General features: G+C 36.4%; 14 protein-coding genes, 1 tRNA gene and 1 rRNA gene. All 16 read left to right on the forward strand.

The window, feature by feature from the left end; translation table 11 throughout:
* Window positions 1-94, forward strand: a 5S ribosomal RNA gene (gene rrf / locus BCR22_RS01850); the annotation flags it as partial.
* Between the two features lie 7 nt (window positions 95-101).
* Window positions 102-175 (forward strand) — tRNA-Asn (locus tag BCR22_RS01855).
* Window positions 176-461: 286 nt separating this feature from the next.
* On the forward strand, window positions 462-1,514 hold the full coding sequence (locus tag BCR22_RS01860) for an LTA glycolipid anchor biosynthesis glycosyltransferase, IagA/BgsA family (RefSeq protein ID WP_069653307.1): 1,053 nt from the start codon (window positions 462-464) through the stop codon (window positions 1,512-1,514).
* A 14-nt stretch (window positions 1,515-1,528) separates the two neighbouring features.
* Window positions 1,529-2,752 (forward strand): glycosyltransferase family 4 protein, encoded by a 1,224-nt coding sequence (locus tag BCR22_RS01865; protein WP_069653308.1) that lies wholly within the window; start codon window positions 1,529-1,531, stop codon window positions 2,750-2,752.
* A 118-nt stretch (window positions 2,753-2,870) separates the two neighbouring features.
* Window positions 2,871-3,761, forward strand: a complete 891-nt coding sequence (locus BCR22_RS01870) for an NAD(P)-dependent oxidoreductase (RefSeq protein ID WP_069653309.1) — start codon at window positions 2,871-2,873, stop codon at window positions 3,759-3,761.
* Between the two features lie 99 nt (window positions 3,762-3,860).
* Window positions 3,861-4,091, forward strand: a complete 231-nt coding sequence (locus BCR22_RS01875; RefSeq protein WP_010760442.1) for a YkuJ family protein — start codon at window positions 3,861-3,863, stop codon at window positions 4,089-4,091.
* A 385-nt stretch (window positions 4,092-4,476) separates the two neighbouring features.
* A complete protein-coding gene (gene fabT, locus BCR22_RS01880; RefSeq protein ID WP_069653310.1) occupies window positions 4,477-4,917 on the forward strand; it encodes a fatty acid biosynthesis transcriptional regulator FabT in 441 nt (146 codons plus the stop codon).
* Window positions 4,918-4,931: 14 nt separating this feature from the next.
* The gene (locus BCR22_RS01885) at window positions 4,932-5,891 is read left to right on the forward strand and encodes a beta-ketoacyl-ACP synthase III (protein ID WP_069653311.1); all 960 of its coding nucleotides are present in this window, start codon (window positions 4,932-4,934) and stop codon (window positions 5,889-5,891) included.
* Between the two features lie 49 nt (window positions 5,892-5,940).
* Window positions 5,941-6,165, forward strand: a complete 225-nt coding sequence (locus BCR22_RS01890) for an acyl carrier protein (protein ID WP_010760445.1) — start codon at window positions 5,941-5,943, stop codon at window positions 6,163-6,165.
* Window positions 6,166-6,352: 187 nt separating this feature from the next.
* Window positions 6,353-7,309 carry an enoyl-[acyl-carrier-protein] reductase FabK gene (gene fabK / locus BCR22_RS01895; protein WP_069653312.1) on the forward strand — a complete coding sequence of 319 codons (957 nt, stop codon included), beginning with the start codon at window positions 6,353-6,355 and terminating at the stop codon, window positions 7,307-7,309.
* Window positions 7,310-8,012: 703 nt separating this feature from the next.
* Entirely contained in the window at window positions 8,013-8,942 is a 930-nt protein-coding gene (gene fabD, locus BCR22_RS01900) for an ACP S-malonyltransferase (RefSeq protein WP_069653313.1), read from the forward strand.
* A 3-nt stretch (window positions 8,943-8,945) separates the two neighbouring features.
* On the forward strand, window positions 8,946-9,683 hold the full coding sequence (gene fabG / locus BCR22_RS01905) for a 3-oxoacyl-[acyl-carrier-protein] reductase (RefSeq protein WP_069653314.1): 738 nt from the start codon (window positions 8,946-8,948) through the stop codon (window positions 9,681-9,683).
* Between the two features lie 26 nt (window positions 9,684-9,709).
* Window positions 9,710-10,945 (forward strand): beta-ketoacyl-ACP synthase II, encoded by a 1,236-nt coding sequence (gene fabF, locus BCR22_RS01910; RefSeq protein ID WP_069653315.1) that lies wholly within the window; start codon window positions 9,710-9,712, stop codon window positions 10,943-10,945.
* A 1-nt stretch (window position 10,946) separates the two neighbouring features.
* The gene (gene accB, locus BCR22_RS01915; protein ID WP_069653316.1) at window positions 10,947-11,441 is read left to right on the forward strand and encodes an acetyl-CoA carboxylase biotin carboxyl carrier protein; all 495 of its coding nucleotides are present in this window, start codon (window positions 10,947-10,949) and stop codon (window positions 11,439-11,441) included.
* 49 nt (window positions 11,442-11,490) lie between these two features.
* Window positions 11,491-11,910, forward strand: coding sequence for a 3-hydroxyacyl-ACP dehydratase FabZ (gene fabZ, locus BCR22_RS01920; protein ID WP_069653317.1), 420 nt, complete (start codon window positions 11,491-11,493; stop codon window positions 11,908-11,910).
* 7 nt (window positions 11,911-11,917) lie between these two features.
* Window positions 11,918-13,288, forward strand: a complete 1,371-nt coding sequence (locus tag BCR22_RS01925) for an acetyl-CoA carboxylase biotin carboxylase subunit (RefSeq protein WP_069653318.1) — start codon at window positions 11,918-11,920, stop codon at window positions 13,286-13,288.
* The last annotated feature ends 3 nt before the right edge of the window (window positions 13,289-13,291 follow it).

Consider the following 13,291-nt stretch of genomic DNA (forward strand, 5'->3'; position numbering starts at 1 on the left):
ATACACCTGTTCCCATGCCGAACACAGAAGTTAAGCTTCTTAGCGCCGATTGTAGTGAAGGGTTTCCCTTTGTGAGAGTAGGACGTCGCCACGCTAATTATTCCGGCATAGCTCAGTTGGTAGTAGCGCATGACTGTTAATCATGATGTCGTAGGTTCGAGTCCTACTGCCGGAGTTAAAGAACGAAGACTTAATAAGTTTTCGTTCTTTTTTTAGTTTATAGTAAAATAAATTTTATTATTTGATAGAATAAGCAAAAGGTGAAATAATGATAGAAACGGGTAAAATTGATTATCACTATCTAACAGTTTTGTCATGTAAAGGATCTATTTAGCGGAAAAATGGCTTTCTTATGCTATTTTTTGATATAATATTTGTAAGATAATGGAACTAGGACTTTAGGTTGAGTGAGGATTTTTTAACCTATGTTATAATGCTTTAAAGAAGCTAGGAGGGGCAACGTGAAGGTTTTATTATATTTTGAAGGTGAAAAAATATTAGCGAAGTCTGGAATTGGACGAGCGTTAGACCATCAGAAGCGAGCGCTCTCTGAAGTTGGGATTGAATATACATTAGATGCTAATTGCACAGATTATGACATCTTACACATTAATACGTATGGAATCAATAGCCATAGTATGGTAAATAAAGCAAAAAAGATGGGAAAAAAAGTTATTTACCATGCACACTCAACAGAGGAAGATTTTAGAAATTCATTTATTGGATCTAATCAAATTTCACCTCTAGTTAAAAAATACTTAGTTAGCTTATACTCTAAAGCTGATTATTTAATTACACCGACGCCTTATTCTAAGGCTTTATTAAAAGGTTATGGTATAACAGTTCCAATATCTTCCATTTCAAATGGAATTGATTTAAATAGATTTGAACGTTCTAAAGAAAAAGAAGAAAAATTTAAAGAGTATTTTAAAATCAACGAAAATCAAAAAGTGATTATTTGCGTAGGATTGTATTTTGAAAGAAAAGGAATTACTGACTTTGTTGAACTGGCTAGAAAATTTCCAGAATATCGTTTTATCTGGTTTGGTCATACACCTATGTATTCAATTCCTAGAGCAATTAGAACAATTGTAAAAGAAGACCATCCGGCAAATGTGGAGTTTCCAGGTTATATAAAAGGGGATATAATCGAAGGGGCATATTCAGCTGCTGATCTTTTTTTCTTCCCTTCTTATGAAGAAACAGAGGGAATTGTCATATTAGAGGCTTTAGCCAGCAAACAACAAGTTTTGGTAAGAGATATTCCTGTCTATAAAGGTTGGCTTGAGAATGAAGTGAATTGTTACATGGGAAAGAGCAACGAAGACTTCACTTATTTAATCGACGGACTTATTACAGATAAGATACAAAATACATGTCAAGCAGGTTTTGAAGTTGCTAAGGAGAAAAGTATTGAACGAATCGGATATGAGCTAAAAAAAGTTTATGAAAAAGTGATAAGCAATGATCCGGTAAAAAATAAAGAATGTGTACAGCATGAAAATCAAAATTAATGGAGGGGAACAAAGTGAAATTTGGTTTCTTTACAGACACATATTTCCCCCAAGTTAGTGGGGTTGCAACATCTATTAAGACGCTTAAAGATGAATTGGAACAAAAAGGACATCAAGTTTATATTTTTACAACTACTGACCCGAATGCAAAAGAATTTGAAGAAGATGTTATTCGGATGCCAAGTGTGCCTTTTGTCTCATTCAAGGATCGCAGAATTGTAGTACGCGGTATGTGGTATGCTTATCTAATTGCAAAAGAGTTAGATTTAGATTTGATTCACACGCATACAGAATTCGGTGCGGGATTATTAGGTAAAATGGTGGGCAAAAAACTTAAAGTTCCTGTTATTCACACGTATCATACTATGTATGAGGATTATTTGCATTATATTGCCAAAGGAAAAGTTGTACGTCCAACACATGTGAAATATTTTTCTCGTTTCTTTGCGAATCACACAACAGGTGTAGTGTGTCCAAGTGAGAGAGTCATTGACAAATTAAAAGAATATGGCGTAACATCACCAATGAGAATCATTCCAACAGGAATCGACATTCAAAAATTTGAAAGACCTGATATTACCCTTGAAATGCAAAAAGCTCTTCGAGATGAATTAGGATTAAATGATGACAATATCATGTTACTCTCTTTGAGTCGTATTTCCTATGAAAAAAATATTCAAGCAATCGTTAATGGTTTACCAACTGTTTTTGAACATTTCCCAAGTGCTCGTTTCGTTATTGTGGGAGATGGCCCTTACGTTGATAAGTTACGTTGTTTGGGGGAAGAATTAGGAATAAGTGATAAAATCCAATTCGTCGGAGAAGTGCCGAATGATCAGGTAGCTATTTACTATAAAGCTGCTGATTATTTTGTCAGTGCTTCAACTTCAGAAACACAAGGGCTGACATACACTGAAGCGATGGCTTCTGGAGTTCCTTGTGTGGTTGAGGGCAATGCTTATTTGAATAATTTATTTGATCATGAATCTCTGGGACGGACGTTTAAAGCTGATGTCGATTTTGCCCCGACATTTATTGAATATGTAGAATCAGGTATTACACCAGATAAAGCTATTTTAAAGGAAAAACTTTATGAAATATCAGCAACTCGATTTGGAAATGTAATGCTTGAATTTTATGAAGATATGATTAAATACTATGATCAACTTACTATAGAAAAAGAAGCTGCAGCTTCTATTGAACGAATCAAAGTCAAGTTTACATCTTTGAGAAAATAAATGTTAAAAAGAGGCTGGAACTGAAGCGTTTATTCGCATCTCGGGTGTGAAACAAAAGTAATTTTTACTTTTGTCTTACACCTGTTTTTTTATTAAAATTATTAGGGGGATTAAGACTATGTCACAAATTGGATTCATTGGAACAGGGGTTATGGGAGCTTCGATCGTTAGAAACATGATAAAACAAGGATTGAATGTAAATGTCTATAATCGGACCAAAAGTAAAACAGATGAATTAATAAAAGAAGGTGCTGTTTGGCAGGAAACGCCTGCCGCTATTACAGAGGCTAGTGATATTATATTCACTATGGTCGGATTTCCAAAAGACGTCGAGACAATCTATTTTAATGAAAATGGTATTTTTTCAAAAGATATTACAGATAAGATAATTGTTGATTTAACTACAAGTACACCGACATTGGCTGAAAAGATAGCGGTAAAGGCAAATGAATTAGGCGGAATAGCATTAGATGCTCCTGTATCTGGGGGCGATTTAGGAGCTAAAAATGGGACACTGACAATCATGGTAGGTGGGGATCAGGCCGCATATGAGAAAGTGTTACCGATTTTTAAAACCTTCGGGAAAACTTTTACATTACAAGGTGAGTCAGGAAAAGGTCAACATACTAAAATGGCAAACCAAATCATGATTGCTGGAACAATGACTGGGATGACTGAAATGATGGTTTATGCAAATAAAGCAGGATTAGACTTGGATAAGGTCATTGAGACCCTATCTGGTGGAAGTGCGGCAAATTGGTCATTAAGTAACTATAGTCCGAGAATATTAAAAGAGAACTATTCTCCAGGATTTTTTGTCAAACATTTTATAAAAGATTTAAAGATTGCCTTAGATGAAGCTGAGAAAATGAATCTTGACTTACCAGCAACTAAATTAGCTACAGATTTGTACGAAAAGCTTGCTAATAAAGGATTTGAAAACGATGGAACACAAGCACTTATCAAGTTATGGTGGACAGATGGAAAGCAACCGATGACTAAAGATTAAAGAACAGCAAAAAAATTAAAAAAAATGACGAAAAATCATGCAAGAAAGACAATGTTTTGATACAATGGTACAGAACTAGTTTTTAAAGGGAGGCCCATTATGAAACATTCACAACTTGTGGCGATTATCAAGCGACTTGAAGCGATGACTGAAGCAACAGACAACGAAATTCAAGTTCGCCGTTTTGAACGCGAAGGTGCAGAAAAATGCATCGTAACTTACGATAAATCAACTGAAACATTTGAATTAACAGAAACTGATTCTCAACAAAGCTATCAATTTGATAATATTGATATTGTTGCGATGGAAATTTATGATTTAATTCAATAATTAGTGAATTTCAGTAAGTATTCAACAAAATTAATAACAATTATCAAAAATCCTGTGGCGTACATATAGTGTACGCCACAGGATTTTTTTATAATTGTAAAATTTTTCGTTAATCATTTGTTTGTACTACTATTAAAATAGAAAAAATTTGATAATCCAACTAATTTGATGAGTATACGATAAGGATCAACAACCCAATTTTTTTAACTAAAAAAAATAATAATTCGAATTCTCCTTATTTATCAAGGTAAAATAGCGTATTTTGTTCCTTTCTTGATTAAGAAAAATAAAATATTGATTTTTTTACTTGCAATCTTTTTTCTTTTGCGATATAGTTTGAACATCAAATGATTTGATAATCAAAGTATATGGATGGTGCGCACACATGGAACCTAATTTAGAAACAGTCAATGATTATCTTGTCAGTGTCTTTAACGATATTTTGACGATTGAAGAATCTGAATTAAAAAAATCACAATTCAATGATTTATCCATTACTGAAATGCACACAATTGAAGCAATTGGAATGTATAGAAAAAAAACTTCTTCGGAAGTTGCTAAAGAATTGTCGATTACCGTTGGGACGTTGACCGTAGCAATCAATAATCTTGTAAAAAAAGGATATGTTGAACGCATACGAAGTGAAGATGATCGTCGAGTAGTAAAGTTAGGTTTGACAAAAAAAGGAAAACTACTTTTCCGTGTTCATCAGCACTTCCATAGAGAAATGGTCAAGAGAATTCTAAACGGAATGGGTAAAGCCGAAGAACAAGCTTTATTAAAAGCGTTGAAGAATCTTCATGATTTCTTAAAGGAATATAAATAAAAGTGAGGACCAAGATGAATCAACATGCAAAAATAACTTGTACGAGCCGTTATGTTCCTGAAAATGCAGTATCCAACGATCGCCTTGCTACAATGATGGATACTTCAGACGATTGGATTTCCAGTCGAACAGGCATACGTTCAAGAAACATTGTTACGAATGAAAATACTTCGGACTTATGTATCAAAGTAGCTGAAAAGTTATTAACAAAATCTGGAAAGAATGCTGAAGAGTTGGATTTTATCCTTGTGGCAACGATGACACCAGATTATGGTACACCTTCAGTTGCTTGTCTAGTTCAAGGAAGTATTTCAGCTAATCAAGCTTTTGCTTTTGATATCAGCGCTGCTTGTAGTGGTTTTGTCTATGCTTTGAGCATGGGTGAAAAATTGATTCGTACTGGAAAAAAACTTGGTATGGTCATCGGTGGGGAAACATTATCTAAGGTTCTAGATTGGGATGACCGAAGTACGGCTGTATTGTTTGGTGATGGAGCAGCTGGCGTACTATTGGAAGCAAGTGATGAAGAACATTTTTTAAATGAAAAACTCCAAGCTGATGGACAAAGAGCAACGTCATTGACTTCTGGCTATATGGAAAACAAGAGTCCGTTTTATTCGGGCACATCTGAAAGCTCTAGTTATCTACAAATGACTGGAAGAGATATTTATGATTTTTCATTGAATGATGTGACAAACAATATTCGGGAAATCGTAGCTGAAGATGTAGATTATTTGTTGCTACACCAAGCAAACAAACGAATCATCGAAAAGATATCAAAAAAACTTAAAGTACCAAGAGATAAATTTCTCACAAATATGGAACATAATGGTAACACCTCTGCTGCGAGCATTCCGCTATTATTGGATGAATCAGTAGAAAAAGGAGTACTTGAATTAGGCTCCAATCAAAAAATTGTGTTAACAGGCTACGGCGGCGGTTTAACGTGGGGATCGATTCTCTTAACGCTGTAAAACTGTAACTATATAAACTAAAAAAGAAAATTATTGGAGGAATATACACATGGTATTCGAAAAAATTCAAGCAATTATTGTAGAAGAATTAGGTAAAGAGCCTGAGGAAGTAAAATTAACAACTAACATTCAAGAAGAATTAGATGCGGATAGCTTAGATTTATTCCAAATCATCAATGAAATCGAAGATGCTTTCGACATAAAAATCGAATCTGAAGACGGCATCACGACTGTTCAAGATTTAGTAACTTATGTAGAAAAACAAAAAGCATAATAATCAAAGCGATTAGGTAAAATAAAAAAGTTGGAAGAGCCTGGCTCTGTGCGATTCTCAACAATTGCTGAAGAGCCTGGTTTTTTTCATGCCGCTCGTTGGAATTAGAAAGGCTGGTACTAAACTTACAGAGTTTTGTTCCAGTCCTTTTTTGACTAATTATTCTATAGTTTGAAGGATGTAATATATGCAATCAAAGATAGGTGAACTGATCGGAATTGAATACCCCATTTTTCAAGGTGGCATGGCTTGGATTGCAGATGCTTCATTAGCTGGAGCAGTTTCTGAAGCTGGTGGACTGGGGATTATCGCAGGTGGTAATGCACCTAAAGAAGTCGTTCAAACTGAAATCAAAAAAATCAAAGAAATCACAGATAAACCTTTTGGTGTCAACATTATGCTGCTTTCACCATTTGCACAGGATATCGTAGATTTAGTTTGTGAAGAGAATGTTCCGGTCGTGACGACAGGAGCGGGAAATCCTAGCAAATATATGGCTCGTTTTAAAGAACATAACATTAAAGTAATTCCAGTGGTTCCTTCTGTTGCACTAGGTGCTAGAATGGAAAAAATAGGAGCAGATGCGGTCATTGTTGAAGGCATGGAAGCTGGAGGACATATCGGTAAATTGACAACAATGAGTATTGTACCGCAAGTTGTAGATGCATTAACAATTCCTGTGATTGCTGCGGGTGGCATCGGTGATGGTCGTGGTATGGCAGCTGTATTGATGTTAGGAGCAGATGCGGTCCAAGTTGGCACACGATTTTTAGTTGCAAAAGAATGTACTGTACATGAAAATTATAAAGCCAGAATTATTAAAGCGAGAGACATTGATACGACAGTTACTTGTCAACATTTTGGACATCCAGTAAGGGCAATCAAAAATAAGTTGACCAATGAATATGATCGATTAGAGAAAATCGAATTAAAAAAGGCTAATCCAGATCTTGTGCAATTTGATGAATTAGGGCAAGGGGCTTTGCGAAAAGCAGTTGTAGAGGGCGATGTAGATCATGGCTCGATCATGGCAGGACAAATCGCAGGTCTTGTAACAAAAGAAGAAACAGCAAAAGAAATTATTGAATCCTATATTAGTGAGACAAAAGAAGTCATGGCTGCTGAATGTAGTCGATGGTTGTAACACAGAATCTTTTGTCAATAAACGATAAATATATCTAAGTTTGTGGAACACAACGTTTCTACATCGATCTTATCAATTACTAAGAGCTAAAGCTTTAAGAATTGAAGATCTTTCAGAAAAAGACAAAACTTAAGTGTGATAAAGTGCATCACATTTAAGTTTTCCTATTTTTCATTGATGCTAAGTGAACCCACTCAGCTTTTAATTTATCTAGTTTTATGAGCCAGTCTCTCGGAAAAAAGATGAAATATGCATGTGACAAAAAACGTCACAAACATATTTCCCTATTTTTCAGTCGAGATTGAACGGCTCACTCAGCTTTTAATTCATCTAGCTTTATGAGCCAGTCTCTCGGAAAAAAGATGAAATATGCATGTGACAAAGAACGTCACAAACACATTTCCCTATTTTTCAGTCGAGACTAAACGGCTCGTTCAGCTTTTAATCTATCTAGCTTCACGAGCTAGTTCTTAGGGAAGAAGATAAAAATCGAATGTGATAAAGAACATCACAGTCAATTTTTCCTATTTTTCAGTCAGAGCTAAACGAGCTCGTTCAGCTTTTAATCTATCTAGCTTCACGAGCTAGTTCTTAGGGAAAAAGATAAAAATCGAATATGATAAAGAACATCACAGTCAAATTTTCCTATTTTCCAGTCAGAACTAAACGGCTCGTTCAGCTTTTAAAGTAAGGGAGTAACGTAATGAAAACAGCTTTTGTATTTAGTGGACAAGGCGCTCAGTATATTGGGATGGGCAAAGAATTATTTGATCAAGAAAATATTATTCAAGAAACATTTCAAGAAGCTAGTGATGCTCTAGGTTACGATATGGCAGAGCTTTGCTTTACTGAAAATGATCGATTAAACGAGACGATGTACACACAACCAGCGATTTTAACAGTTAGTATTGCCTTTTATCGTTTGTTGCAAGCTAAAGGGTATCAGCCTGATGTTGTGGCAGGTCTTAGCTTAGGTGAATACAGTGCGCTAGTTGCAAGTGGAGCGATTACCTTTAAAGAAGCTGTTCAACTTGTTGAAAAAAGAGGAAAGCTTATGACGGAGGCTGCCCCTTCTGGTACTGGGAAAATGGTTGCGGTGATGAACGCTGAACGATCCTTAATCGAAGCGTGTTGTCAAAAGGCAAGTGACATTGGAATCGTTTCGCCCGCAAATTATAATACACCTCAACAAATTGTAATTGGCGGTGAGACACCTGCAGTTGATAAGGCGGTAGACTTGTTAACAGAAGCTGGTGTTAAACGGATGATTCCGCTAAAAGTTAGTGGTCCTTTTCATACAGCCCTCTTAAAGCCGGCAGCTGAAAAATTAGCGATTGAACTAGAAAATATAAATTTTGCAGAAATGACGATTCCTGTGATTAGCAACACTACAGCACAAGTAATGGCGCAAGCAGAAATAAAAGTATTATTAGAAAAGCAAGTAATGTCTGCTGTTCGTTTTGCTGATAGTATCGAAACGATAAAAAAAATGAATGTTGATGCAATTATAGAAGTTGGACCAGGTAAAACACTGACTGGTTTTATTAAGAAGATTGACAAAGAAATAAAAACGGCTCGTGTCGAAGATGAAAAAACATTATCTGAAACTGAAGCTCTTTTAAATGGGAGGTAGCGAATGGAACTCAAAGGAAAAAATGTGTTTGTTACAGGAAGTACTCGAGGAATAGGGAAAGCTGTAGCTTTAGCATTTGCTAAAGAAGGGGCCAATATTGTACTGAATGGGCGTGGAGAAATCAGCGCTGAACTAATTACTGAAATAGAATCGTTTGGTGTTAAATGTATCGGTATTTCTGGAGATATCGCAAGTTTCGAATCTGCGAGTAAAATGATCCAAGATACAATCGAAGGCTTAGGTTCAATCGATATTTTAGTTAATAATGCCGGGATTACGAACGATAAATTATTGTTGAGAATGTCAGAAGAAGATTTTACACGTTGTATCCAAATCAATTTAACTGGAACATTCAACATGACACAACATGCAATTAAAAAAATGATGAAACAACGTAGTGGCAGTATCATTAACATGTCTAGTGTTGTTGGTTTGATGGGAAATATTGGTCAAGCGAATTATGCGGCAAGTAAAGCTGGAGTCATCGGATTAACAAAATCTGTAGCGAGAGAAGTTGCTGCACGAGGAATTACATGTAATGCGATTGCACCTGGTTTTATTGAAACTGAAATGACAGAAATTTTATCTGATAAAGTAAAAGAACAAATGAGCCAGCAAATTCCACTTCAATCGTTTGGTCAAGTGGAGGATGTGGCTAAAACGGCTATCTTTTTAGCAAGAAGTCCATATATTACAGGGCAGGTTTTAAATGTAGATGGTGGTTTAGTCATGAATGGCTAATGAATAGTCTTGAAAGGAGCGGTTGAATGAATCGCGTAGTGATTACAGGTTATGGTGTAGCATCCCCAATAGGGAATGACGCAGAAACCTTTTTAGAAAGTTTACAAGTAGGAAAAAACGGAATTGGTCCGATTACTAAATTTGATGCGGGTGAAACAGGCATTACATTAGCGGCAGAGGTAAAAGATTTTCCTTTTGATAAGTATTTTGCAAAAAAAGATGCTAAACGAATGGACATGTTTTCTCTATTTGGTATTTATGCAGCATTAGAAGCGATGGAAATGAGTAAATTAGATACGGATCAAATTGATGTAGACCGTTTTGGTGTCATGGTAGGTTCAGGTATTGGTGGACTTCAAACGATTCAAGATCAAGTAACTCGAATGCGTGAAAAAGGACCTAAGCGAGTAGCGCCTTTATTTATCCCGATGGCAATTGGAAATATGGCGGCTGGTAATATCGCTCTACGTGTGGGAGCAAGAGGTACCTGTACGGCAACGGTCACAGCTTGTGCTACGGCGAATAATTCGATCGGTGAAGCGTTTAGAAATATTAAACATGGTTATTCAGATGTACTATTAGCAGGTGGAACCGAAGCTTCTATCACTGAAATCGGGATTGCAGGTTTTGCTTCATTAACAGCAGTTACTTCTGAGGAAGACCCGAAGAGAGGGTCGATTCCTTTTGACAAAGACCGTAGTGGTTTTGTGATGGGGGAAGGTGCTGGAATTTTAGTGCTGGAATCTTTAGAACACGCTCAAAAAAGAGGGGCTAAAATTTTAGGAGAAATCGTTGGATATGGTTCGAACTGTGACGCTTATCATATGACGTCGCCAAGACCTGATGGGAGTGGCGCTGCTAAAGCAATGAAATTAGCGATTGAAGAAGCCGCTATTGACACTGATAAAATTGGTTATATTAATGCCCATGGCACAAGTACACCATCCAATGATGTTGCAGAAACGAAAGCCATTCAAACTGCTCTAGGCGAAACTGCTCAAAAGGTCCGTGTCAGTAGTACAAAGAGTATGACGGGGCACGCTTTGGGCGCAACTGGGGGTATTGAAGCAATTGCAACATTAAATGCATTACAACATCAATTTATTCCACCAACAATCAATGTTGATCAACTTGATGAAGCAATTGAAATAAATATTGTTACAAATGAAAGTCAAAAACATGAATTTGATTATGCTTTAACAAATTCTTTCGGCTTTGGTGGTCACAATGCAGTACTTTGTTTAAAACGTTGGGAGGATTAAAATGAATATCAATGAAGTGAAAGAATTATTAACGCAGTTTGATCAATCAACACTAACGGAATTTGATCTTAAAGAAGGTTCCTTTGGTCTTTATATGAATAAAAATAAAGTGACGCAAAAATCATCTTCTGATGAAACAAAACAAGCAACTAACAATAATGCAACGAATCAAGAGACCACAGAAGTTGCGAGCCAAACAATTGAAGTAAAAGAAACGGTTAATGAAACAGTAAAGGTAGAAGTAAAACCAGAAAATTCAGAAGAAATCATTTCTCCAATCGTGGGCGTTGTGTATTTAAAACCAGCTCCGGATAAAGAAAACTTCAAACAAGTTGGTGATTCTGTGAAAAAAGGGGACGTCGTTTGTATTGTAGAAGCGATGAAACTGATGAATGAAATCACTGCAACGGTAGACGGTGTCATCACGGAAGTTTTGATAAAAAATGAAGATGTTGTGGAATTTAATCAACCATTATTCCGTGTCGCTATTTCTTAAATTCAAATTTGATGTAGAAAGACAACCAAAACAAATAAGGAGTGTCGCTATGAATATTGAAGAGATCAAAGCCATTATTCCTCATCGTTATCCTTTCTTATTATTGGATACTGTGGAAGAAATCGTAGTTGGGGAAAAAGTTATTGCAAAGAAAAATGTTACGATCAATGAACCATTTTTTCAAGGACATTTTCCAGGTGAGCCTGTTATGCCAGGTGTTCTGATTCTTGAAGCATTGGCGCAAGCGGGCGCTGTGGCGTTATTGTCGATGCCTGATTTTAAAGGCAAGACAGCCTATTTTGGTGGGATCGATAAAGCCAAGTTTAGACAAAAAGTTGTTCCAGGTGATACGTTGCTGTTAGAAGTAGAAATTATGAAAGTAAAATCAATAGCCGGCATCGGCAAAGGAACTGCGACTGTGAATGGGAAAAAAGTAGCGGAAGCAGAATTGACCTTTATGATTGGATAGGTGAGCTATGTTTTCAAAAGTTTTAATTGCAAATAGAGGAGAAATAGCAGTTCGAATCATTCGAGCATGTCGTGAATTAGGGGTACAAACTGTTGCGGTATACTCAGAAGCAGATAAAGAAGCGTTACACACACAGCTTGCAGATGAAGCGATTTGTATCGGACCAGCGAAAGCGGCTGATTCATATTTAAATGTACAGAGTGTGCTAAGTGCAGCAATCGTTACTAATGCTGAAGCAATCCATCCCGGTTTTGGTTTCTTATCAGAAAATAGCCAGTTTGCAGCAATGTGTGAAGAGTGTAATATTACTTTTATTGGTCCAAAGGCAGCAACAATTGATGCAATGGGGAATAAAATCAACGCACGTGAATTGATGCAAGAAGCGAATGTTCCGGTTATCCCTGGAAGTACTGGTGTGATTAGTTCTGTTGAAGAAGCGTTGACGATTGCTGATAATATTGGATATCCAGTTATGTTAAAGGCTGCTGCTGGTGGCGGTGGTAAAGGAATTCGCAAAGTGATGAGTAAAGAAGAATTACCTCAACATTTCAATTCAGCACAGCAAGAAGCAAAAGCGGCATTTGGTAATGATGATATGTATTTAGAAAAGATTATCTATCCAGCACGTCATATCGAAGTGCAAATTTTAGGTGACCAATATGGTCATGTGATTCATTTAGGAGAACGTGATTGTTCGTTACAACGGAATAATCAAAAAGTTTTAGAGGAGTCACCTTCGATTGCAATCTCACCTGAAAAACGTCAGTTACTTGGTGAAACAGCAGTACGTGCAGCGAAAGCAGTCCACTATGAGAACGCAGGAACCATTGAATTTTTAATGGATCAATCGGGTGAATTTTACTTTATGGAAATGAATACTCGAATTCAGGTGGAACATCCTGTTACAGAAATGGTTACGGGGATCGATCTTGTTAAAGCACAGTTAAAAGTTGCATCTGGTGAAGAATTACCTTATACACAAGAAGATATTAAAATCACAGGGCATGCAATTGAATGTCGAATCAATGCTGAAAATCCTGCGTTTAATTTTGCTCCTTCTCCTGGAAAAATCAACAATTTGTTGCTTCCAAGCGGCGGAATGGGATTAAGAGTGGATAGTGCTATGTATTCTGGTTATACGATTCCACCCTTTTATGATTCGATGATCGCTAAAGTAATCGTTCATGGAAATGATCGAATGGATGCATTGATGAAAATGCAGCGGGCGCTTAATGAAATCGTAACGGATGGTATCATCACAAATTCGGAATTTCAACTAGATTTAATTACACATAAAAGTGTATTGGCTGGCGATTATGATACGAGCTTTTTACAAGAAACGTTTTTACCAAATTGGGAACCAGAAAGCGATAATTAAAAA

The sequence above is a fragment of the Enterococcus plantarum genome (assembly GCF_001730295.1).
GTDB lineage: Bacteria > Bacillota > Bacilli > Lactobacillales > Enterococcaceae > Enterococcus_L > Enterococcus_L plantarum.

Bases quoted from the DNA above. Each gene is read 5' to 3' on its own strand.
- BCR22_RS01870 (WP_069653309.1), top strand. From the start codon at position 2,871: ATGTCACAAATTGGATTCATTGGAACAGGGGTTATGGGAGCTTCGATC.
- BCR22_RS01875 (WP_010760442.1), top strand. From the start codon at position 3,861: ATGAAACATTCACAACTTGTGGCGATTATCAAGCGACTTGAAGCGATG.
- fabT (WP_069653310.1), top strand. From the start codon at position 4,477: ATGGAACCTAATTTAGAAACAGTCAATGATTATCTTGTCAGTGTCTTT.
- BCR22_RS01885 (WP_069653311.1), top strand. From the start codon at position 4,932: ATGAATCAACATGCAAAAATAACTTGTACGAGCCGTTATGTTCCTGAA.
- BCR22_RS01890 (WP_010760445.1), top strand. From the start codon at position 5,941: ATGGTATTCGAAAAAATTCAAGCAATTATTGTAGAAGAATTAGGTAAA.
- fabK (WP_069653312.1), top strand. From the start codon at position 6,353: ATGCAATCAAAGATAGGTGAACTGATCGGAATTGAATACCCCATTTTT.
- fabD (WP_069653313.1), top strand. From the start codon at position 8,013: ATGAAAACAGCTTTTGTATTTAGTGGACAAGGCGCTCAGTATATTGGG.
- fabG (WP_069653314.1), top strand. From the start codon at position 8,946: ATGGAACTCAAAGGAAAAAATGTGTTTGTTACAGGAAGTACTCGAGGA.
- fabF (WP_069653315.1), top strand. From the start codon at position 9,710: ATGAATCGCGTAGTGATTACAGGTTATGGTGTAGCATCCCCAATAGGG.
- accB (WP_069653316.1), top strand. From the start codon at position 10,947: ATGAATATCAATGAAGTGAAAGAATTATTAACGCAGTTTGATCAATCA.
- fabZ (WP_069653317.1), top strand. From the start codon at position 11,491: ATGAATATTGAAGAGATCAAAGCCATTATTCCTCATCGTTATCCTTTC.
- BCR22_RS01925 (WP_069653318.1), top strand. From the start codon at position 11,918: ATGTTTTCAAAAGTTTTAATTGCAAATAGAGGAGAAATAGCAGTTCGA.